19 protein-coding genes are annotated in these 20886 nt (G+C 66.3%); 15 read left to right on the forward strand and 4 right to left on the reverse strand.

The genetic code is table 11. The annotated features are described in order from the left end of the window. Positions 1 to 95 precede the first annotated feature (95 nt). Positions 96 to 992 (forward strand): LysR family transcriptional regulator, encoded by an 897-nt coding sequence (locus DBY63_RS00420; protein WP_058790529.1) that lies wholly within the window; start codon positions 96 to 98, stop codon positions 990 to 992. Between the two features lie 297 nt (positions 993 to 1289). Continuing rightward, positions 1290 to 2948, forward strand: a complete 1659-nt coding sequence (locus tag DBY63_RS00425; RefSeq protein ID WP_108581011.1) for a methyl-accepting chemotaxis protein — start codon at positions 1290 to 1292, stop codon at positions 2946 to 2948. A 122-nt stretch (positions 2949 to 3070) separates the two neighbouring features. Here the strand turns inward: DBY63_RS00425 and DBY63_RS00430 are convergent, their stop codons facing one another. Both DBY63_RS00430 and rlmE read right to left on the reverse strand, forming a co-directional pair. After that, positions 3071 to 3442: a hypothetical protein gene (locus DBY63_RS00430; protein ID WP_027599722.1), complete on the reverse strand. Its 372-nt coding sequence runs from the start codon at positions 3440 to 3442 to the stop codon at positions 3071 to 3073. A 351-nt stretch (positions 3443 to 3793) separates the two neighbouring features. Then, positions 3794 to 4414 (reverse strand): 23S rRNA (uridine(2552)-2'-O)-methyltransferase RlmE, encoded by a 621-nt coding sequence (gene rlmE, locus DBY63_RS00435; protein WP_007158737.1) that lies wholly within the window; start codon positions 4412 to 4414, stop codon positions 3794 to 3796. 244 nt (positions 4415 to 4658) lie between these two features. Here rlmE and DBY63_RS00445 point away from each other — a divergent pair, with 244 nt between their 5' ends. Together DBY63_RS00445 and DBY63_RS00450 are read left to right on the forward strand one after the other, a co-directional pair. Continuing rightward, positions 4659 to 6308 (forward strand): NAD(P)/FAD-dependent oxidoreductase, encoded by a 1650-nt coding sequence (locus tag DBY63_RS00445; RefSeq protein ID WP_108581013.1) that lies wholly within the window; start codon positions 4659 to 4661, stop codon positions 6306 to 6308. Beyond that, positions 6308 to 7033 carry an RNA methyltransferase gene (locus tag DBY63_RS00450; protein WP_108581014.1) on the forward strand — a complete coding sequence of 242 codons (726 nt, stop codon included), beginning with the start codon at positions 6308 to 6310 and terminating at the stop codon, positions 7031 to 7033. Before DBY63_RS00445 ends, DBY63_RS00450 begins: the two co-directional genes overlap by 1 nt. Positions 7034 to 7215: 182 nt before the next feature. Here the strand turns inward: DBY63_RS00450 and DBY63_RS00455 are convergent, their stop codons facing one another. Then, positions 7216 to 7608, reverse strand: coding sequence for a helix-turn-helix domain-containing protein (locus DBY63_RS00455; protein WP_027599725.1), 393 nt, complete (start codon positions 7606 to 7608; stop codon positions 7216 to 7218). Between the two features lie 103 nt (positions 7609 to 7711). On the opposite strand from DBY63_RS00455, the gene DBY63_RS00460 reads away from it, so the two are divergent. From DBY63_RS00460 to DBY63_RS00515, 11 genes are all read left to right on the forward strand, one after another. Then, positions 7712 to 8437: an SDR family oxidoreductase gene (locus DBY63_RS00460; protein ID WP_108581015.1), complete on the forward strand. Its 726-nt coding sequence runs from the start codon at positions 7712 to 7714 to the stop codon at positions 8435 to 8437. A 168-nt stretch (positions 8438 to 8605) separates the two neighbouring features. Beyond that, positions 8606 to 9520, forward strand: coding sequence for an EthD domain-containing protein (locus DBY63_RS00465; RefSeq protein WP_108581016.1), 915 nt, complete (start codon positions 8606 to 8608; stop codon positions 9518 to 9520). A 387-nt stretch (positions 9521 to 9907) separates the two neighbouring features. Next, the gene (locus tag DBY63_RS00470) at positions 9908 to 11131 is read left to right on the forward strand and encodes an MFS transporter (RefSeq protein ID WP_108581017.1); all 1224 of its coding nucleotides are present in this window, start codon (positions 9908 to 9910) and stop codon (positions 11129 to 11131) included. Between the two features lie 990 nt (positions 11132 to 12121). Continuing rightward, positions 12122 to 12844, forward strand: a complete 723-nt coding sequence (locus DBY63_RS00480; protein WP_027599731.1) for an FCD domain-containing protein — start codon at positions 12122 to 12124, stop codon at positions 12842 to 12844. Continuing rightward, positions 12841 to 13827, forward strand: a complete 987-nt coding sequence (locus DBY63_RS00485; protein WP_108581018.1) for an ABC transporter ATP-binding protein — start codon at positions 12841 to 12843, stop codon at positions 13825 to 13827. The genes DBY63_RS00480 and DBY63_RS00485 overlap by 4 nt, the downstream gene beginning before the upstream one ends. Then, entirely contained in the window at positions 13824 to 14912 is a 1089-nt protein-coding gene (locus DBY63_RS00490; RefSeq protein ID WP_108581019.1) for an oligopeptide/dipeptide ABC transporter ATP-binding protein, read from the forward strand. Before DBY63_RS00485 ends, DBY63_RS00490 begins: the two co-directional genes overlap by 4 nt. Then, positions 14909 to 16411, forward strand: coding sequence for an ABC transporter substrate-binding protein (locus tag DBY63_RS00495; protein ID WP_027599734.1), 1503 nt, complete (start codon positions 14909 to 14911; stop codon positions 16409 to 16411). Before DBY63_RS00490 ends, DBY63_RS00495 begins: the two co-directional genes overlap by 4 nt. A gap of 2 nt (positions 16412 to 16413) precedes the next feature. Next, positions 16414 to 17361 carry an ABC transporter permease gene (locus DBY63_RS00500; RefSeq protein ID WP_027599735.1) on the forward strand — a complete coding sequence of 316 codons (948 nt, stop codon included), beginning with the start codon at positions 16414 to 16416 and terminating at the stop codon, positions 17359 to 17361. Further along, on the forward strand, positions 17358 to 18230 hold the full coding sequence (locus tag DBY63_RS00505) for an ABC transporter permease (RefSeq protein ID WP_042133579.1): 873 nt from the start codon (positions 17358 to 17360) through the stop codon (positions 18228 to 18230). The genes DBY63_RS00500 and DBY63_RS00505 overlap by 4 nt, the downstream gene beginning before the upstream one ends. A gap of 11 nt (positions 18231 to 18241) precedes the next feature. Next, positions 18242 to 19831, forward strand: coding sequence for a gamma-glutamyltransferase family protein (locus DBY63_RS00510; RefSeq protein WP_108581020.1), 1590 nt, complete (start codon positions 18242 to 18244; stop codon positions 19829 to 19831). Positions 19832 to 20101: 270 nt separating this feature from the next. Then, positions 20102 to 20347, forward strand: coding sequence for a hypothetical protein (locus DBY63_RS00515; protein WP_108581021.1), 246 nt, complete (start codon positions 20102 to 20104; stop codon positions 20345 to 20347). 129 nt (positions 20348 to 20476) lie between these two features. On the opposite strand, the gene DBY63_RS00520 is transcribed toward DBY63_RS00515, so the two are convergent. Further along, positions 20477 to 20698, reverse strand: a complete 222-nt coding sequence (locus DBY63_RS00520) for a hypothetical protein (RefSeq protein WP_108581022.1) — start codon at positions 20696 to 20698, stop codon at positions 20477 to 20479. Positions 20699 to 20886: the final 188 nt, after the last annotated feature.

Here is a 20886-nt window from a genome sequence, read left to right on the forward strand (position 1 = left end):
TGTTGTGATTGCTGGGCGTTGCGCGCCCTCACAGCATGAGCGAGTCGCCCGCTAAACTTAACTGCATTTATCAAATGGACCCATGCATGAAAAACATGAATGTGGAGATGGGAGATCTGCGCGCCTTTGTCGCCGTGGCAGAGCTGGGCAGCTTCGCGGCAGCTGCGCGGGAGCTTCATCTCTCACAGCCTGCGCTGTCCCGACGCATCATCAAGCTGGAGACCAGCCTGGGCGTGCGCCTCCTCAACCGAACCACGCGGCGTATCGAACTCAGCGCGCCTGGCCGCGCCTTTCTCGGTCGCGCTCGGCAGGTGCTCAATGATTTCGATGAGTCGCTGCTGGACGTAACCGATGCGGCGAACCGTTTGACCGGTGAGGTCACCCTGGCTTGCGTCCCCACGGCCGTCAATCAGCTCATGCCCCAGGTCCTTGATCGATATCAACAGCTATACCCAGGCATCCTGGTCCGGCTTCTGGACGAAGGCGCCAGCGATGTACTGACCCGAGTGACGCGTGGCGAGGCGGATTTCGGCATCAACTACCTGGGTGCCCAGGAAGGCAATCTGGTGTTCGAACCTCTGCACGAGGACGACTTCGTGCTGGTCTGCCAGCGCACTCATCCCTTGGCTGCGCGCGCTGCAGTGCACTGGGCGGAGCTCAAGGGTCACAGATATATCTCGGTCAACAAGGCCAGTGGCAACCGTATGCTGCTGGATCTGGCCCTCGCCAAGATCCCCAACCTGCCCAAACCGGTTCTGGAAGCGCGACACGTTAGAACCGTGATCGATCTGGTAGCTGCCGGACTAGGGGTAGCCACGGTACCGCGTCTGGCCATTCCCGGCATTGCGCTCGACACCTGCCTGGTCGCCGTGCCCCTGGTTGAACCCTCGATCACCCGATCACTGGGTATCGTCACCCGGCATGGCCAGTTGCTTAGCCCGGCCGCCCAGCGTTTGCGCGAGCTGCTCAAACAGCAGGTGGCTGCAATCTAGCGCTCCGTTTTGCTGCGCAATGCAGAGAAGTTAATTACGACGAAGCGAGCCAGAATCTCGATTCAGGGGCTGGAGACGTCCACCCGGCTTGATCGACCGGCACGAAAAACCTATCGCAACAACGTTTATTGGCAAAACTTCAGGAAAATTCGGCGAATTGGCTGTCATTTGTAAACACGGCAAAGGGCCACCATAAACTTCCAGATATTCGATCCGAAAGCCTAACTATTGACGTCACTATCCCGTCGTCGCTTGTGACTGGTGTCGTTCACTGGTCCTTTCAGCAGGAGCTTTCAGATGTTCAAGAATTTCCGGATTGGCACCCGCCTCATCGTGTCCTTGATCGCCGTGGCGTCCATCAGCCTGGTCGTGGGGTTGGCAGGTCTGAGCAACAGCAGTCAGATCAACGATCTGGCGACTCAGCTCTATCAGAACGAGTTGCTCGGGCTGTCCTATATCAAGGAGGCCAATCTGAACCTGGTCTTTATCGGCCGCGCGCGCAGCAACTACCTGCTGGCAACTTCCGAAGAGGATCGCAATCGGGCCAAGGCGGAGGTCAAGCTGGGCCTGGCCAACGTGCGGGACAATCTCGCCAAGGCCCGCCCCCTGTTCAGCAGCGAGGCGTCGGCCGCCAATTTCCGGCAGATCGACGAGTTGCTCGGCAGCTACACCTCTCAACTGGACCAGGCCATGGCGATCGCGGGCAAGCGGACGCTCCGTGACGCCGATCCGGAGCTGGACAACCAGCTGGTCAGTGTCCGCCGTTATGGCGACCAGGTGGGCGTGCTGATGACCGAACTGTCCAAGCGCAAGGAGCAAAACGCCAGCGACGCCAACGACCTCACCGACCAGATCTATGCCCGCAGCCGGGTCATGCTGATCGGCATCATCGCGGGGGGCGTGGCCTTTGGCATCCTGCTGGGCTTCCTCATGAGCCGCAGCATCACCCGGCCCCTGCGCGCCGCCGTCGAGATCGCCGATCGCCTGGCCGCCGGCGACCTCACCCAGCGCATCGACGCCGAGGGCCGTGACGAGACCGCCGCCCTGCTGCGCGCCATGGACGGCATGAACCAGCGCCTGTCGCAGATCATCAGCGATGTCCGCAGTGCCTCCGATGGGCTGGCTAGCGCGTCGGAAGAGATCTCTGCTACTGCCCAGAGCATCAGTCAGGCCAGCACCGAGCAGGCCGCCTCGGTCGAGGAGACCAGTGCCAGCGTCGAGCAGATGTCGGCCTCCATCGCCCAGAACACCGAGAACGCCAAGGTCACCGATGGCATGGCCGGCAAGGCCAATCGCGAGGCCAACGAAGGCGGCCAGGCCGTCAGGGACACCCTGGTGGCGATGAAGACCATCGCGGCCAAGATCAGCATCATCGACGACATCGCCTACCAGACCAACCTGCTGGCCCTCAACGCCGCCATCGAGGCGGCCCGTGCCGGCGAGCATGGCAAGGGCTTCGCCGTGGTGGCGTCCGAGGTGCGCAAGCTGGCTGAGCGCAGCCAGGTCGCCGCCCAGGAGATCAGCAACGTCGCCCAGGGCAGCGTGGCCCTGGCCGAGCGCGCCGGCTCGCTGCTGGACGAGATGGTGCCCTCCATCAGCAAGACCTCCGACCTGGTGCAGGAGATCACTGCCGCTTCGGAAGAACAGACCTCCGGCGTCGAGCAGATCAACAGCGCCATGCTGCAGCTGAGCCAGGTCACCCAGCAGAACGCCTCGGCCTCCGAGGAACTGGCCGCCACCGCCGAAGAGATGAGCAGCCAGGCCGAATTGCTCCAGCAACTGATGGAGTTCTTCACCCTGAACAGCACCCTGACCGGCCAAGATCTGTCGCGCCCCGCTACCAAGCGCTCGGGACCGGGGCTGGCCAAGCGGGCGGCCGCTCTCGTCGACAACTCGCGGCACGCCAGCCAAGGCGGCATCCCCGTCGGCTATGCCCGTTTCGAAGAGCCGGCCTGAGACCGGTCCGGCAACATGGTCCCCTTCGGCAGAGGTGCTCACCCCAGGGTGAGCACCTCTGCCTGCAAGACACCGGATGGACGCTGGTCAGGATCCCTGGCCAGGCTGTCTGCTGGAAAGCCTCAGCGGCCCACGCCGAGAAAGGCTTTGAGCTCGAGCACGATAGCCGTGACCTCTTCCTTATCGGTGAAGCCGATCCGCGGCCAGTCATAGCGACTGTCACGCTCGGTGGGGTGGCCGCTGGCGACTTTCAACTGCCTGAAGAAGTGTCGGGTTTCGACGACCCCTCGGCCTGCGCGCCTGGCATGGGATTCGATCTCGAAGGCGATCTCGCCCAGATTGCCCTCGGCCAGACCCGCCACGGGCCGATACAGGAAGATCTGACCTCGCTCGGCCTTCACGCATCTGAAACCATGCCCGCTTTCCATCTCGTACAAGGCGCCATAGATGTCCGTCAGCAATCTTCTGGCCGTCTCGAACACATAGGTATTCATCTCTCCCGCTCCCAGTCTTCGGCACAAAATCGCCGCAACAACTGCTTGAGCGCAGATGAATAGGAACCCTAGCAGCCGCGCAGGAATTAACTCCTGCCGGAAACATCCCTTAACAGTTGCGGGATAGCGCTGAAGAGCAACGTCAGTTCGCCTTGTCCCTGGTTACGGGGGTCTCAGCGTCTCCTGAGCAAGGAAGCGGCTCTTCGAAAGACGCGCGGATGCGCTGCAGCAGCTTCAGGAGCTGGCGCAGACACTCGGCGGGTAGCGGCAGGTATTAATGACGAAACAGCACGGCGGAAGATCATCTCGGCGGGCCATCTGGCAGGCCCGCGCCGGCGGCAAGGGCCAGAACTAGCCCTTGAAACCCTTGCCCACCAGATAGACCTCGCGCGAGCGGGGACGCGAGGCTTCGGGCTTGCGGATCGACACCTTCTCGAAGGAGGTGCGTACGTCTTTCAGGAAGACATCGGAGCCTTCGCCCTGGAACACCTTGACCACGTAGTTGCCACCGGGCTTGAGCACCTGGCGCACCATGTCGAGGGTCAGTTCCACCAGGTACATGGCGGCGGCCTGGTCGGCGGCCGCGACCCCGCTGATGTTGGGCGCGATGTCGGAGACGATCAGATCGGGCTGGCGGCCATCGAGCACGCCGAGGATCTTCTGGAAGACGGCATCGTCGGTGAAGTCGCCCTGGACGAAGTCGACGTTGTCGAGGGCTCCCATCGGCAGGATGTCGGTGGCCACCACGCGGCCCTTGTCGCCAACGATGCCGCCGGCCACCTGCGACCAGCCGCCGGGCGCGGAGCCCAGGTCCATGACCAGCATGCCGGGACGGATCAGCTTGTCCTTCTCGTTGAGCTCGATCAGCTTGTAGCTGGAGCGCGAGCGCAGGCCGTCTTTCTGAGCGCGTTTTACATAGGGATCGTTGACGTGTTCATCCAGCCAGCGACGGCTGCTTTTGGATCTTTTCATGTTGGAGCTACCACGGGAAAGCGGGTGAGGAGCGGACGCGCGCCAGGTCTGGCCGGCCGCAAAGTGGCGGCGATTATAAGCCGATAACGCCCGGGGACGAATCGGGGATCGCCCGAGCGACCGCCAGGCCGCCCAGTGGAGCGCCCATCGTCCCGGCCTGACAGCGCTGGAGCCGCCGGGTACAATCGCCGCCCTACCCCCCTCATCCCTTCCTTTGCCGGAGTCACCGGCCAGGATTATTGTCATGATTCGCATCAACGAACTGTCTCTGCCGCTTGACCACACCCCCGCCGAGCTGCGCCAGGCCATCCTGGAACGCCTGAAGCTGAGCGACGCCGACCTCCTCGATTTCACCGTGTTCAAGCGCAGCTACGATGCGCGCAAGAAGAACAGCGTCATCCTGTTCATCTACATCATCGACCTGGAAGTGCGCGACGAGACGACGGTACTGGCGCGCTTCGCCAATGACCTGCACGTGCGTCCGGCGCCGGACACCGGCTATTACCCAGTCGGCCAGGCGCCGGCCAACCTGACCGAGCGCCCGCTGGTGGTGGGTTTCGGTCCCTGCGGCCTGTTCGCCGCCCTGCTGCTGGCCCAGATGGGCTTCAAGCCCATCGTGCTCGAGCGCGGCAAGGACGTGCGCAGCCGCACCAAGGACACCTGGGCGCTGTGGCGCAAGAAGGTGCTGAGTCCCGAATCCAACGTGCAATTCGGTGAAGGCGGTGCGGGACTGTTTTCCGACGGCAAGCTCTACAGCCAGATCAAGGATCCGAAGTTCTACGCCCGCAAGGTGATGCACGAATTCGTCCGCGCCGGCGCGCCGGAAGAGATCCTATACGTCAGCAAGCCGCACATCGGCACCTTCCGCCTGACCGGCGTGGTCGCCGCCATGCGCGAAGAGATCATCGCCCTCGGCGGCGAAGTCCGCTTCGAGAGCAAGGTGACCGACTTGGTGATCAATGACGGCCAGCTCGAGGGCGTGGTGCTCGCCAGCGGCGAAACCCTGCACAGCCGCCATGTGGTGCTCGCCCTGGGCCACAGCTCGCGCGACACCTTCCGCATGCTGCACCGCCAGGGCGTGTACATCGAAGCCAAGCCGTTCGCCGTCGGCTTCCGCATCGAACACCCCCAGGGCATGATCGACCAGGCCCGCCTGGGCAAGTACGCCGGCCACCCGGAACTGGGCGCCGCCGACTACAAGCTGGTCCATCACGCCAGGAACGGCCGCGCCGTCTACAGCTTCTGCATGTGCCCGGGCGGCACCGTGGTGGCCGCAACCTCCGAGCCGGGCCGGGTGGTCACCAACGGCATGAGCCAGTACTCGCGCAACGAGCGCAATGCCAACTCCGGCATCGTGGTGGGCATCAATCCCGAGCAGGACTTCCCCGGCGATCCGCTGGCCGGCGTCGAGTTGCAGGAGCGCCTGGAATCGCGCGCCTACGAACTGGGCGGCAGCGACTATTGCGCGCCCGGCCAACTGGTCGGCGACTTCATTCGCGGCGTGCCCTCCACCGAATTCGGTGAAGTCGAGCCCTCCTACAAGCCCGGCGTGCGCCTGGGCGATCTGGCGCCGTCGTTGCCCGCCTATGCCATCGAGGCCATTCGCGAAGCCCTGCCCGCCTTCGGCAAGCAGATCCGCGGCTTCGACCGCCATGACGCCATCCTGACCGGCATCGAGACCCGCACCTCTTCGCCAGTGCGCATCACCCGCGACAACGACAGCCTGCAGAGTTTGAATCTACGCGGCCTGTATCCGGCCGGGGAAGGCGCCGGCTACGCGGGCGGCATCCTCTCTGCCGGCGTGGACGGCATCAAGGTCGCCGAGGCCCTGGCCAAGGCGATGCTCGCGGAAGGCGACGCGCAAGACGCGCCGCTGGTTCGGGCCGCGGGTTGATGAAGCTCGACGACATCAAGAAGCTCCACCAGAAGAAGTACCGCGCCGAATTCGGCCACTTCCTGGTGGAGGGCGAGCACCTGGCGCTGGAACTGCAAAAGGCCGCGCTGCAGCATCCCCCGCTGCAGCGCGCCGAACTCTATGTGACGGGCGCCTACGAACACTGGCAGAGTCCGTTCCGCACGCACCTGATCAGCGACCGCCAGATGGCGCAGCTCGCCGACACCAAGACCCCGCAGGGCATCCTTGCGGTGGTACCCATGCCCCGGGAGCCCGTGGCAGCAGCGGTCGAGGGCGAGCGCGCCGTCTATCTGCACGAGATCCAGGATCCAGGCAACCTGGGCACCATCCTGCGTACCCTGGCCTGGTTCGGGCGCTTCCGCTGCCTGCTCAGCCCGGGCAGCGTCGATCCCTATAACCCCAAGGTGGTCCGCGCCAGCATGGGCGCCATCTTCCACACCCCGCTGGAACTCGACGTCGAACTCGACGGGCTGGCCGAGCGTTTCCCTCGCATCGCCTGCCTGGACATGCAGGGCACGCCGGTGCAGTCCGCTGATTTCGCAGCCTTCGACTGCTACCTGTTCGGCAACGAAGCCCGCGGCGTTCCGCGCGAGCAGCTGGCGGCGCTGAACGCCCAGCCCTTCACCATCGGCGGCTCGGGCGCCATCGAGTCCCTGAATCTGGCGGCCACGGTGAACATGTGCGCCTATGAGTTGAGTCGCTAGCGCTGACGCACGCCGCGTGGTGGCCGTTCCAGAGGGCGGCGAGGCGCCTCCCAGGCGAGGGAGAGTCCGTCCCGCCCGCGCTCATGACTCAGCAAGCCTCTTGCCGGGGATTCACCGGCAGTCCCTGAAGCGCCACGCCCGTCCGCTACGCTGGCAAGAGCGGCGAACCCAGATGACGGGCGCTAGAGGTCCTCGTCCTGCCCTTCTCCCTTTCGCGACTCGTCGTAGACCCGTTGCGCCTCTTCCATGGCGGCGCCATGGGCCAGGGCCCAGCTATAAAGCGCGGCGAAGGGTTCGCGCAGCGAGCTGCCAAGCGGGGTGATGGTGTATTCGACGCCGATCGGCTGTGTCGGCAGTACCTTGCGACTGATCAGGCCGTTGCGCTCGAGCCGCTTCAGGGCCTCGGAAAGGGATTTGTGGGTGATGCCGTGGAGGCGGCGCTTGAGATCGTTGAAGCGCGCCGGCTGCGTGCACAGGACGCTCAGGATCAGCACGGCCCACTTGTTGCCGATGTGTTCGAGGATGGGACGCGTCGCGCTGACGTCGAGCGGGAGTTCGAGCTCGTTGCTGGACATGGGTATCCGCCTGGATATCTAGGCACCCTCAGGTGCGTTCTTGCGATCAGATATACGAATGATACCGTGCTCCTGGACAGCCACAGCAACCGGGTGAGGATCCATGAGCATACTTTCAGCAAAAGTCGCCGTCGTGATCGGTGGTCATGGCGGGATCGGTGGGGCCATCGCGGAACGCTTCGCGACCGAGGGCGCCACGGTGTACGCCAGCAGTCGACGCACCCAGGCCCGCGACGTCGAACGCGGCGCGGGCAGGTTGCTCGAGCGCAGCCTCGATGCGTCCGATGTGACGGCCCTTGATGCCTTCTTCGACAGCGTGCGGCGCGAAGCCGGGCGGGTGGATGTGCTGGTGGTGAACGCCGGCCTCTCGGAGTTCGCACCGCTCGAGACCCTCACCGCAGAGCACTTCGACCGCACCTTCGCGCTCAACGTACGCGCCCTGCTCTTCGCCACCCAGGCGGCGACGGCGATCATGCCCGCTGGCGGCACCATCGTATTGATCGGCTCCATCGCCGCCGCGATCGGCACCCCGGGCTATGGCGTCTATGGGGCGAGCAAGGCGGCGGTACGCTCCTTCGCGCGGACCTGGGCCAATGAACTGGCGCCCCGCAACATCCGCGTCAACGTCGTCGCGCCGGGCCCCACGGACACCGCCATGATGGCGGCGACCTCGGCGGAGGTACGGGAGCAGCTGAACAGGCTGATCCCACTTGGCCGGATGGCACGCGTCGAGGAAGTGGCCGCGGCCGCGCTCTTTCTCGCCAGCGACCAGAGCAGCTTCATCACCGGCGCCGAGTTGCCGGTCGACGGTGGCATGGCGCAGGTCTGACAGCCGTTTCGCGCCTGGACGAGCAGGACGCGCTCCACGGATCGAGCGCGTCCGGGTCCGGGCGGGTAGGTACGCACCATGGCCCGGGATCTCGCTCGCGAACGTCCGGAGCTTATCGCCAACATCAGGGGTCCACTTTCCAAGCCTCGCGTCCAGGAATGCGCCCCCATGATCACTCTCAACAGCTACACCACGGTCAAGCGTCGCGAACGCGTGCCCCATGACCTGTTCGCGCAATACTGGCGTGATGTCCACGGTCCCCTGTGCGCCCGTCTGCCGGGGCTCGGTCACTACGTCCAATACCACTTCGACCGAGAGCAGGACGCCCATCTGTGGCCGCTGGCCGAGGGCATCCGCGAGATTCCCGACTACGAACTGGATGGAATGGTCGAGATCGGCTTCGCTGACGAGGCGCATCAGCGTATCTTCCAGGCCGCCAGCCCCGTGCTGTTCAGCGACGAGCAGAACATGTTCGCCGAGACGCTTGCCTATGATCTGCCCCATGGCTCCCACGCCTTCAAGAACACGCTGGCGGACGAGCAGCACAACGGTCCCGACCAGCTGGATCGCCTGCAGCTCCATCTGCATCCCCGCGACAGCCTCGAGGACCTGAACAATTATCTGCTGAGCCACCTGGGCCCGTGGCTGGCCACCCAAGCGGCCGTCCTGAAAGTGCGCGTCCACCCGTGCGTGCCCTTCGTCAACGACGGTCAGCATCCGCCGTCGCCCGACGTGGCGCACCGGGCCGATGCCATCCGCGCGGCGCTGTCGATGGTGGAGATCGTCTTCGCCTCGCCACTGGAACGCCGACGTTTCTTCGCCAGCGAAGCTTTTCGCAGCAGCCTGCTCGAACAGGCGCGGCACATCGCCTGCCTTAAGGCATTCGCCGTGTCCGGGGTTTACACCTACGTCCATGCCGGCCAGCTCACCACCGCCGGCCTGCGCGGCAGTCGCGCGGCCGAACTGATCGAACGCCTCGGGGCGGTCAACCAGACGCAGGACGAAGTCGTGCATCTGCTTCGTCACGGCGCGTTACCGGAAAACGATGCGCCCTCCTCGGCATCGACCCCACTCCAAGACTGAAGGCCATCGGTCCTACTTCCGGCCGGCTTGATTGTTCACCCCATGCTCGACAACGGCGCCGTGCCGGCCGCTAGGGCCGGACGAGGAGACTTCCGTCTCGCCCACGTCAGGCAAATGTCTGCCAGCCCGGCTGCTCGGGCTGGCGGGCTTGCCATTGCAAACAACAAAACGAAATGACATTCTAAAAAGCCAGCTCATAGCTGGTTGTTACCCCGCAACTTAAACGGCCGGCCTGATGACGGGTTCTGCGCACTGCCCGCCCTGTATGGCATGAGCGCCAGGGGGTAGCCGCTCTTGTCCCAAGCATCGCCGTGCTGGTTGTCGCGGTGCCGCACTTGACCTGCCGGACCGGCCGCTGCCTGCCGAGTCAATCTGGAGACAGCCTTCTTGGCGAAACCTGCACAGCCCTCCCGTTGGCCCACCGCTGTACGGGCGCTCGCCCATCGTGACTTCCAGATCTATTTCGCCTGCCAGGGCGTGTCGACCCTGGGCAAATGGGTGCAACAGGTCGCGCTGTCGTGGATGGCCTATCACGTCACCGCTTCCGCCACCCTACTGGGCGTCATCACCTTTCTGACGCTCGCCCCGCAATTGCTGGTAGGTCCGATCGCCGGCGCCTGGATCGACCGCCACGACAAACGCCGTTGCCTGATCGCGGCGCAGTCGCTGCTGGCCATCCAATCGCTGTTGCTCGCGCTCTTGAGCTGGCAAGGCTGGATCGACGCGCCGATCCTGATCGCCATGGCTCTATTCCTGGGCTTGCTGAATGCCCTGGAAACACCGCTCAGACAGGCACTCATCGGTAGCTTCGTGGCCGACGCCAGCGATTTGCCCAACGCCCTCGCCCTCAATGCCATGCTGATCAACGCCGCGCGCTTCATCGGCCCGCCGTTGGCCGGCGCCCTGATCGCCGCCAGTAGCGAAGCGCTGTGCTTCCTGATCACGGCGATCGCCTTTGCTACCTTGCTGCTGGGCCTGACGAAGGTTCAGGGCAGCGCGACCGCCAAAGCCAGCGGTTCGACCAGTCAGATGTTTCGTGAAGGCCTGGACTACGTCTGGAATACCTTCTCGGTCCGGCGCCTGATGCTGGGGGTGGTCGCCGTCAACCTGCTGGCCTCCAACTACAGCGTCTTGCTGCCGGTACTGGCCAAGACGCTCTACCTCGGCGATGCCCGGATGCTGGGGTGGCTATGGGGAGCCGCCGGTGCGGGTGCCTTCGTCGCCACGATCATGCTCGCCCTCGCCGGCGCCTTGCACCGCCTGAGGCGCGTGATCTTCATCGCCGAGTTGTGCTGTGCCCTGGCCCTGTGCCTGCTGGCGTTCCAGCTGCCGCTTCCCTTGGCGCTACTGTTGCTGGCCCTGCTGGGCTTCGGCATCACCGCCAACAACGTCAGCACCAACATGCTGTTGCAGGGCGATGCCCCGGCAGCGCTGCGTGGCCGCGTGATCGCCCTGTACATCGCCATGCGCTTCGGCTTCGAGGCGGTGGGTGGCCTGCTCGCCGGCTTGCTCGCCAGCGCCCTAGGCGCCCCCCTCACGCTCGGCATTGCCGGTCTGCTGTTGCTTACGTTCCGTGCAGTGGAAAGCCATCTCAATGCCAAAAAGGAATGAAATGCCGATTCGCAGGTAAGGCTTACCACGATCAACACCCCTCTGAGCGCTGAATCGAAGTAGCGAGAAAGTGGTAGTCGCGTGCCAGAAGGGCGTCAGGATAGGCAGCACCCTCACCTCATGATGGCGGAGCCCATCGCCATCCGCGTTACCCACTTGAACAGTGTTCGCCGCCGAAAATGGTGAAATGACTCTCTACCTCAGCGTTATCCGAGTCCTACAGTCGCCTGGCTGTTCCTGCTGATGAATCGAACGGAAATGACCTTCGGCAAGTACCAGAAGGAATTCTTCAAGATCGCTACCGATGTTCGGCCTGTTCATCGTCATCGTGCCCGGTGAACTGCCCATCGGCTGACGCCCTGATGCCAGTCGGCCGTCATTTGATAAGGCGAGCGGCGACGTCCCCGCGGGTGGTGTTGGACCAGACGTAGAAGCGCATGCAGCCGAATGCCGAGTAGACCATCCAGGCATTCGGCACAGCCATGTGCAGTGGCGAGACATGTAGCCCTTTAATGGTCCTTATCGACGCTCTCCTGGGCGAGGCCTGGACACTGACCGCCACGAAGACTCTTCCGCGGCTTTGTCCATTCAGCGCTCGGCAGCGGGACCGAACATTTACGTAGGGTCCGGCAGCACGAGGAAGATCTGGCTATCCCTTGCATCGATCCGCTCAGCGTGGGAGGCGGAGTATCGGGGCAGGCGCTGAGTGACATTCCCAACGCGCCGCTCCGGTGCAACCGGGCTCCATCCTGGCGCAGCGTCTCGTGAGTAGCCGGACAAAGGTTCGCCCAGACGCGAACCAATGCTGCGGGTCCGGACCGCGACCGGAATCCAGGCATCGCCCCAGAGCCTCGCGCTGAAAGGTCCAGCGAACCAATTTCAAATGGCATCGGCCTTGCACCCGCCTCAGGTATTCGCATCTCCCCTGCGATCGCGTTGTTAGCGCGTTTCGCAGCGGGAGACGGCCCAGACCTAAGAGGCAAAGGTTCGATGCAGATCCACACCGACGACAGTGCCCGCCTGGCCCTGGATGCCTTGCGCAACCTGGTGGCCCAGCAGAGCAACCTACCAGACAAACCCCTGCCGCCGGAGCGCGAGCTGGCCAGTGAATTCGGCGTCAGCCGGCGTTCCATCCGCCGCGCCCTGGCGGTGCTCGAAGCCGAGGGCCAGGTGTGGCGCCGCCAGGGCAAGGGCACCTACGTCGGGCCCACGCCGCCGAGCGCAGCCCTCACCCTGACCCAGCTGTCGGCGCGCACCAATTTCAGCGAGGTGATGGAGGCACGGCTGCACCTGGAGCCGAATCTCGCCGCCCTGGCCGCCCAGCGCGCCAGTGGCGAACAGCGCGCCCTGATTCGCCGCATGGCCGAGCGCACCGCCTTCGAACGCCTGGGCAGCAGCGAGGATGCAGATGCCATCGAGCTGTGGGACAGCGCCTTCCACCGCAGCATCGCCGAGGCCGCCGGCAATCGCCTGCTGCTGGACCTGTTCGAGATGCTCGACGCCATCCGCCTGGACCCGATCTGGCGCGACCTGCGCCACCGGGCGCGCAATGCCCAGCGCCTGCTGGCCTACCACGATGACCACCAGGCCCTGGTGGAAGCCCTCGATGCCCGCGATCCGGTCCGCGCCGCGGCGGTGATGCGCGCCCATCTGCGCGCCCTGCAACTGGCACTGGACAGCGTGCTGCAACAGACCCTGGAGCAGGCCCTATGAGTGCCCCGGTGCTGGTGGTGGACGATCTCAGCGTGCGTTTCGCCGGCGCCCCGGCGGCGGTGGTGGAAGGGCTGAGCTTTACCGTGCAGCCGGGCCGCACCCTGGCCCTGGTGGGCGAATCAGGCTGTGGCAAGAGCGTGACCTCCATGGCGCTGATGGGGCTGTTGCCGGCCACCGCCGAGGTCCGCGCTCATCAAGCCAGCTTCATGGGTGAGGACCTGCTGGGCATGCCCGAGGCGCGCCGCCGCGACCTGCGCGGCGATCGCCTGGCCATGGTGTTCCAGGAGCCGATGACCTCGCTGAATCCGGCCTTCACCGTCGGCGAACAGTTGATGGAAACCGTGCTGCGCCATCGTGGTGGCAGTCAGTCGGCTGCCCGGCAGCGCGCCCTGGAGATGCTGGAGAAGGTGCGGGTGCCGGCGGCGACCCAGCGACTGGCGGCCTATCCCCACGAACTCTCCGGCGGCATGCGCCAGCGGGTGATGATCGCCATGGCGCTGGCCAACGACCCGGCGCTGATCATCGCCGACGAGCCCACCACGGCGCTGGACGTGACCATCCAGGCGCAGATCCTCGAACTCATCGCCAGTCTGCAGGCCGAGACCGGCAGCGCCATGATCCTCATCACCCACGACCTCGGCGTGGTCGCCGAGGTCGCCGACGAGATGACAGTGATGTACGCCGGCCGGGTGGTGGAATCCGGCCCGGTCGCCCAGCTGTTCGACGATCCGCAGCATCCCTACACCCTCGGCCTGATGGGCTCCATGCCCTCGCTGGGACCGCGCACGGGACGCCTGGCGACCATCGCCGGCCGGGTGCCGACGCCCGCCGAGATGCCCGCCGGCTGCCGCTTCGCCAGCCGCTGCCCCTTCGTCCTCGATGCCTGTCGCGTCGCGCCGCCACCCCTGGTGGAACTCGCTCCCGGGCAGCAGGTGGCCTGCCTGCGCGCGCCCCTGGAACAGCACCTGGAGACCCCTGCATGACCGCCGTGGAACGCCCCATCCTCGAAGCCATCGGCCTGACCAAGCACTTCGGTGGCCAGGCCGGTTTCCTGCAACGCCCACGACCACCGGTGCAGGCGGTCAGCGATGTCTCCTTCGCGGTGCGCCGCGGCGAGACCCTGGCGCTGGTGGGCGAGTCCGGTTCGGGCAAGTCGACCCTCGGCCGGCTACTGCTCAACCTGCTCGCCCCTACCGCCGGCGATGTCATATACGAAGGCCGCAACCTGGGCAATCTCAGCCCGGCGGCGCTGCGCCAGGTCCGCCAGGAATTGCAGATCATCTTCCAGGACCCCTTCGCTTCGCTGAATCCGCGCATGAGCGTGGCCGACATCGTTGGCGAGCCCGTGTGGCTGCACCAGCCGCTGAATCGGGGCCAGCGCGCCGAGCGGGTGGCCGAGCTGCTGCGCACCGTGGGCCTGGCGCCGGAACTGGCGGGGCGCTATCCCCATGAATTCTCCGGCGGCCAGCGCCAGCGCATCGGCATCGCCCGCGCCCTGGCCGCCGAGCCGCGGCTGCTGCTCGGCGACGAGCCGGTGTCGGCGCTGGACGTCTCGGTGCAGGCCCAGGTGGTGAACCTCCTGGAAGACCTCAAGGCGCGCTTCGGGCTGACCCTGATCATCGTCGCCCACGGCCTCGGCGTGATCCGCCACATGAGCGACCGGGTGGCGGTGATGTACCTGGGCGAGATCGTCGAACTGGCGCCGGTGGAGGCGCTGTTCGAGTCGCCCCTGCATCCCTACACCCAGGCGCTGCTGGCCGCGGTGCCGGTCAACCATCCGCGGGCGCGGCGGCCACGCACCCTGCTCGGCGGCGACCTGCCCAGCCCCACGGCGCCGCCCAGCGGCTGCCGCTTCCACACCCGCTGCCCCCACGCCCGGCCGCTGTGCCGCGAGGCCAAGCCGCTGCTGGAATCCGCCGCCGGCGAAGGCCGGGTGGCCTGCCACTTCTGGCGCGAGATCGCCGGCGCGGGCTCCTCACCGCCGCCGCTGATCGCCACCAGCGCCGCCTTCACGCGCCGCCTGGCCCTGTTCAACCGTCATCAATCCCTTCTGGAGTCCACCCCATGAAAGCCTCCGCCTGGCTCACCGCCACCCTTCTGCTCCTGGCCGGCGGCTCCGCCCTGGCCGAGACCACCTTGCGCATCGGCATCCAGGACGATCCCGACGTGCTCGATCCGCACCGCTCGCGGACCTATTCGGGGCGGCTGGTCTACACCGCCCTGTGCGACAAGCTGGTAGACGTCTCGCCACAGCTGGAGCTGGTGCCCCAACTGGCCACCGCCTGGCAGTGGAGCGACGACAACCGCAGCCTGACGCTGCAATTGCGCCAGGGCGTGACCTTCCATGACGGCGAGACCTTCGACGCCGCCGCGGTGAAATTCAACCTGGACCGCGCCCGCAGCCTGCCCGACTCGCTGCGCAAGAGCGAACTGGCTTCGGTGGATACCGTCGAGGTGGTCGATCCCCAGACCGTGCGCATCCGCCTCAAGCAACCCGACGCCACCCTGCTCGCCCAGCTCTCCGACCGCGCCGGCATGATGCTGGCGCCCAAGGCGTCCACCGGCGACGTGGGCAGCAAGCCGGTCTGTTCCGGTCCCTATCGCTTCGTGCAGCGGGTGCAGCAGGACCGCATCGTGCTGGAGCGCTTCCCCCAGTACTGGAACGCCAGCGCCTACCACTTCGACCGGCTGATCTTCCTGCCCATCCCGGACACCTCGGTGCGCCTCGCCAACCTGCGCTCGGGCGACCTGGACATCGTCGAGCGGGTCGCGCCCACCGACGTCAAGGGCCTGCAGGGCCAGGCCGGCTTCACCCTCTACAACACCCCGGGCCTGGGCTACATGCAGCTGATGGTGAACATGGCCAATGGCGACCGGGCGAAGAATCCCTTCGCCGGCGACAAGCGCGTGCGTCAGGCCTTCGACCTGGCGCTGGATCGCGAGGCGCTCAACCAGGTGGTGTTCGAAGGCCTCTATGCGCCGAGCGTGCAGCCCTTCCCGCAGAGCAGCCCCTACTACGACAAGGCCTTCGCCGTGCCGGCCCGCGACGTGGCGCGCAGCCAGGCGCTGCTCAAGGCCGCCGGCGTCAGCCTGCCGGTCAAGGTGGAGCTGAAGATCGCCAACAACCCCATCGCCCAGCAGGTGGGCCAGCTGATCCAGGCCATGGCCGCCGAGGCCGGCTTCGAGGTCAACCTGGTCGCCACCGAATACGCCACCCTGCTGGCCGAACAGCACGCCGGCAACTTCCAGCTCGGCCTGAGCGCCTGGTCCGGCCGCCCCGATCCGGATGGCAACGTGCATCAATTCGTCACCTGCAAGGGCAACCAGAACGACGGCCGCTACTGCAACGCCGCGCTGGATCAACTGCTCGACCAGGCTCGCACCATCAATGACCAGGCCCAGCGTCAGGCGCTCTATGCCCAGGCCCTGACCCTGCTGCGCGAGGAGCTGCCGGTGTTCTATCTCTATTTCGATCCGCGCATCATCGCCACCCGCGCCGATCTCAAGGGCTTCGTCCCCAATCCCGACGGCCTGATTCGCCTGGCCGGCGTCACCCGCGGGCAATAGCCATGCTGCGCCTCTTCCTGCGTGGCCTGCTGAGTGCCCTGCCCACCCTGCTGCTGGTGTCGCTGTTCGTCTTCACCCTGCAGCAACTGCTGCCGGGCGATCCGGTGCTGGCCATGGCCGGCGAGGAGCGTGATCCCCAGGTGCTGGAATTCCTGCGCGAGAAATACCGGCTGAACGATCCCGTACCGGTGCAGTACCTGCACTGGATGGGCGGGGTGCTGCGGGGTGACCTGGGCATCTCGCTGCGCACCGACCAGCCGGTGACGGCGCTGATCGCCGAAAAGCTGCCGGTGACCCTGGAGCTGTCGCTGCTGGCCATCGTCATCGCGCTGCTCATCGGCATCCCCACCGGCATCCTCGCCGCGGTACGCCGGGGCACGGCGGTCGACTACGGCGCCAACCTGGTGGCCCTGTCCGGCATCTCCATCCCGCACTTCTGGCTCGGCATACTCCTGATCCTGCTCTTCGCGGTGAAGTTGCAGTGGCTGCCGGCCTCCGGTTTCGTGCCCTTCCACGAGGACCCGCTGCGCAACCTGCGCACCCTGATCCTGCCGGCCTTCGTTTTGGGCGCCGGCCTCTCCGGCACCCTGATGCGCCATACCCGAGCGGCCATGCTGGAGGTGCTGCGCGCCGACTACGTACGCACCGCCCGAGCCAAGGGCCTGCGCGAGCGCGTGGTGATCCTGCGCCATGCCCTGCGCAATGCCTTGATGCCCATCGTCACTCTCACCACCCTGCTGTTCGGCGAACTGCTTGGCGGTGCGGTGCTCACCGAGCAGGTCTTCAGCATCCCCGGCTTCGGCAAGATGATCGTCGACGCCGTGTTCAACCGCGACTACGCGGTGGTCCAGGGGGTGGTGCTCTGCGTGGCGGTGGGCTTCGTGCTGCTCAACCTGGTGGCCGACCTGCTCTACCGCCTGATCAACCCGCGCCTGAGGCACGCCGCATGAACGCCCTGACCCTGCCCCGCCCGGCCACCCTGAGACCCGCGCGCTCGCCCTTCTGGCGCAAGTTCAGCGCCAATCGCGGCGCGCTGCTCGGCGCCGCCTTGATCCTGACCTTCGCCCTGGCCGCCCTGCTGGCACCCTGGCTGGCCCCCTTCGATCCGCTCAAGACCAGCTTCCTGGCGGTACGCAAGGCGCCCTCGGCGCTGAACTGGCTGGGCACCGACGAACTCGGGCGCGACCTGCTCTCGCGCCTGCTGTGGGGCGCGCGCAGTTCCCTGCTGGCGGGCGTGGTCTCGGTGGCCATCGCCCTGCTGGTGGGGGTGCCCCTGGGCCTGGTCGCCGGCTACTTCGGCGGCTGGCTGGACGCCGTGGTCTCACGCCTGGTCGAAGCCCTGCTGTCCTGTCCCTTCCTGGTCCTCGCCATCGCCCTGGGCGCCTTTCTCGGCCCGAGTCTGGGCAACGCCATGATCGCCATCGGCCTGTCCGCCATGCCGGTGTTCGCCCGCCTGACCCGTGGCCAGGTGCTCGCCATCCGCCACGAGGACTATCTGGAGGGAGCGCGCGCCATCGGCCTGCCGGATCGCTGGATTCTCTGGCGCTACGTCCTGCCCAACATCCTCTCGCCGCTGGTGGTCCAGGCCACCCTGACCATCGCCGCCGCCATCCTCGCCGAGGCCAGCCTGTCGTTTCTCGGCCTCGGCCAGCAACCGCCGATGCCCTCCTGGGGCTCCATGCTGAACACCGCCAAGAATTTCATGGAGCAGGCGCCCTGGATGTCCATCGCCCCGGGCGTCTGCATCTACCTCACCGTCCTCGGCTTCAACCTGCTGGGCGACGGCCTGCGCGACGCCCTTGATCCTCGTCACCAATGAGACCCTTCGCCATGCCCGATCTGGACTATCACAACCCCTATTCCTCGGCTCGCTCGCCGGTCATGGGCCGCAACCTGGTGGCCTGCTCGCAGCCGCTGGCCGCCCAGGCCGGCGTGGAGATGCTGCGCCGCGGCGGCAACGCGGTGGACGCCGCGGTGGCCGCCGCCATGGTGCTCACCGTGGTGGAACCCACCGGCTGCGGCATCGGCAGCGACGCCTTCGCCATCGTCTGGGACGGCGAGAAGGTGCAGGGCCTCAATGCCTCCGGCCGCGCACCGCGCGGTTGGACGCCGGAATACTTCGCCGGCCAGAGCGCCATGCCGGCCCGCGGCTGGGGCGCGGTCACGGTGCCCGGGGCTGTCTCGGCCTGGGTCGCCCTGGCCCAGCGCTACGGCAAGCTGCCGCTGACCACCCTCGCCGCCCCGGCGATCCACTATGCCCGCGATGGCTTCCTGCTCACCCCGGTGATCGCAGAACTCTGGCGCCGCGGGGCCGAGCAGCTCAAGGACCAACCCGGTTTCGCCGCCTGCTTCCTGGCCAACGGCGTACCCCGGGCCGGCACCCTGGTGCGCCTGCCCGACCACGCGCGAACCCTGGAGGCCATCGCTGAAAGCAACGGTGCTGCCTTCTACCAGGGCGAACTGGCCCAGGCCATGGCCCGCCATGCCCGCGAGCACGGAGCGGTGCTGGACGAAGAGGATCTGCGCGCCCACCGGGCCGACTGGATCGACACCCTCTCGGTACCCTTCGCCGGCGCCGTGGTGCACGAGCTGCCGCCCAACGGCCAGGGCATCGCCACCCTCGCCGGCCTGGGCATCCTTGAAGCCGCCGGCATCGGCGCGGATCCCGTGGACAGCCCCGCCACCCTGCACCGCTCGATCGAGGCCATGAAGCTGGGACTGGCCGATCTCTACCAGCACGTCACCGACTCCGCGCACATGCGCATCCAGGCCGAACACCTGCTGGACCCGGCCTACCTGCGCGAACGCGCCGGGCTGGTCGGGTCGCGTGCCGGCGATCCCGGCTATGGCGCCCCACGCCCCGGCGGCACCGTCTGCCTGTCGGCGGCTGATGAGAGCGGCATGATGATTTCCTTCATCCAGTCCAACTACATGGGCTTCGGCTCGGGCGTGGTGGTGCCGGGCACCGGCATCAGCCTGCAGAATCGCGGCGCCGGCTTCACCCTGGCACCGGACCACGTCAACAGCGTGGCTCCGGGCAAGCGGCCCTTCCACACCATCATCCCCGGCTTCGCCATGAATGCCGACGGCACCCCGCTGATGGCCTTCGGCCTGATGGGTGGCCCCATGCAGGCCCAGGGGCACCTGCAACTGATGCTGCGCATCCTCAAGTACCGGCAGAATCCCCAGGCCGCCGCCGACGCACCACGCTGGCGCCTCGAAGGCGGCCGCCGGGTCGCGGTGGAAAGCAGCCTGGACCCGGCCACCCTGGAAGCACTGCGGGCCCTGGGCCACGAGGTGACGGTGGAGGAGCCCTCCGGCGTGTTCGCCTTCGGCGGCGCCCAGATCATCCAGCGCGTCGCCGGTGGCTACGTGGGCGGCTCCGATCCGCGCAAGGATGGCCTGGTGGCCGGCTACTGAAGCCGAAAGCGGCGGCCCCCAGGCCAGGCACGGCGGCTCAGGCTGTTCGACCTTAGCTTGAGGCGCCGAGATTGGTCGGGCTTGGGCGTGCCAGGGTGTGGTTGGAAATCTGGCCAGAACGTTTCAGCCACACCGTGGCTATCCGCTCCCCTGCTCCTGCCGCCACCCGTCGAAAGGTAGCGGAATCGCCTTAATGTTTATTGCGATACCAAAGCAATGTGGACATAGTGGCCAGGCGCCATCAACCAAACAAGAGCCTGAGACCTCGCCATGCATCCTGATCCCCAGAGCCAAGCCCGGGAGGCCCTGCTCGGCCTCCATCGTCAGCTACAGGAAAATGCCAGGCGGCTGGGCAAGGTCGATTGCGACGATCCGAACGTCCAGGCTGTGCTCCAGGCCGTACAGGATCTCAACGAACGGGTGGCCGACATGGTGGCCGAGACGGCGCTGCTGGCGCCTGTGCCTCTGGGATTGGTGGCGGAAACGGCTCCCACGGGAAGCCCGGATCAGGGCTGACGCCACGTCTACGCCGGATCGGGAGGCCGTGGCTGCCCCTCCAAGGATCGGTCGGCCGCGGAAAGGCTCGGACCAGGCGCAATGCCTGAACCAGGCGGGCCAACGCCCGGCGCGGGCACCTCTGGTCCCCTAACCTTCAACCTCGCCCGGCTGCCGGCGCTGGAAGCTGCGTGCCCATTCGAGCAGGGCATTTTCGTCGTCGGTACGATCGTCCACACCACACTCTTCCAGCACCGTGATGACCCGGCGCATGAAGCCCTGATCGAGGCGGGCCTGATCCATGACCCGGTTCAGGTCCAGCGGACTGGTCAGGGTGAAGCGAGGTGGAAATTCGGTGTCGTCGATGCCCATGGTGGTCTTACCTGAAAGCACTGCTGTCGATTGCCGACTGGCTTATTGCCATCATCTTTCGTGATGGCCTGATGAATACATCAGTTATCGCATGAACTGTCCATATTGATGACTGAGCGGCACTTGGCCGGGGGGAATCGCCAGTGACCGCCCACCAAATACGCCCGTGGAAGGCCCGCATGGCTGCA

This window comes from Pseudomonas sp. RIT411 (assembly GCF_003057735.2).
Lineage (GTDB): Bacteria > Pseudomonadota > Gammaproteobacteria > Pseudomonadales > Pseudomonadaceae > Chryseomonas > Chryseomonas oryzihabitans.

Bases quoted from the DNA above. Each gene is read 5' to 3' on its own strand.
- DBY63_RS00420 (WP_058790529.1), top strand. From the start codon at position 96: ATGAATGTGGAGATGGGAGATCTGCGCGCCTTTGTCGCCGTGGCAGAG.
- DBY63_RS00425 (WP_108581011.1), top strand. From the start codon at position 1,290: ATGTTCAAGAATTTCCGGATTGGCACCCGCCTCATCGTGTCCTTGATC.
- DBY63_RS00430 (WP_027599722.1), bottom strand. From the start codon at position 3,442: ATGAATACCTATGTGTTCGAGACGGCCAGAAGATTGCTGACGGACATC.
- rlmE (WP_007158737.1), bottom strand. From the start codon at position 4,414: ATGAAAAGATCCAAAAGCAGCCGTCGCTGGCTGGATGAACACGTCAAC.
- DBY63_RS00445 (WP_108581013.1), top strand. From the start codon at position 4,659: ATGATTCGCATCAACGAACTGTCTCTGCCGCTTGACCACACCCCCGCC.
- DBY63_RS00450 (WP_108581014.1), top strand. From the start codon at position 6,308: ATGAAGCTCGACGACATCAAGAAGCTCCACCAGAAGAAGTACCGCGCC.
- DBY63_RS00455 (WP_027599725.1), bottom strand. From the start codon at position 7,608: ATGTCCAGCAACGAGCTCGAACTCCCGCTCGACGTCAGCGCGACGCGT.
- DBY63_RS00460 (WP_108581015.1), top strand. From the start codon at position 7,712: ATGAGCATACTTTCAGCAAAAGTCGCCGTCGTGATCGGTGGTCATGGC.
- DBY63_RS00465 (WP_108581016.1), top strand. From the start codon at position 8,606: ATGATCACTCTCAACAGCTACACCACGGTCAAGCGTCGCGAACGCGTG.
- DBY63_RS00480 (WP_027599731.1), top strand. From the start codon at position 12,122: ATGCAGATCCACACCGACGACAGTGCCCGCCTGGCCCTGGATGCCTTG.
- DBY63_RS00485 (WP_108581018.1), top strand. From the start codon at position 12,841: ATGAGTGCCCCGGTGCTGGTGGTGGACGATCTCAGCGTGCGTTTCGCC.
- DBY63_RS00490 (WP_108581019.1), top strand. From the start codon at position 13,824: ATGACCGCCGTGGAACGCCCCATCCTCGAAGCCATCGGCCTGACCAAG.
- DBY63_RS00495 (WP_027599734.1), top strand. From the start codon at position 14,909: ATGAAAGCCTCCGCCTGGCTCACCGCCACCCTTCTGCTCCTGGCCGGC.
- DBY63_RS00500 (WP_027599735.1), top strand. From the start codon at position 16,414: ATGCTGCGCCTCTTCCTGCGTGGCCTGCTGAGTGCCCTGCCCACCCTG.
- DBY63_RS00505 (WP_042133579.1), top strand. From the start codon at position 17,358: ATGAACGCCCTGACCCTGCCCCGCCCGGCCACCCTGAGACCCGCGCGC.
- DBY63_RS00510 (WP_108581020.1), top strand. From the start codon at position 18,242: ATGCCCGATCTGGACTATCACAACCCCTATTCCTCGGCTCGCTCGCCG.
- DBY63_RS00515 (WP_108581021.1), top strand. From the start codon at position 20,102: ATGCATCCTGATCCCCAGAGCCAAGCCCGGGAGGCCCTGCTCGGCCTC.
- DBY63_RS00520 (WP_108581022.1), bottom strand. From the start codon at position 20,698: ATGGGCATCGACGACACCGAATTTCCACCTCGCTTCACCCTGACCAGT.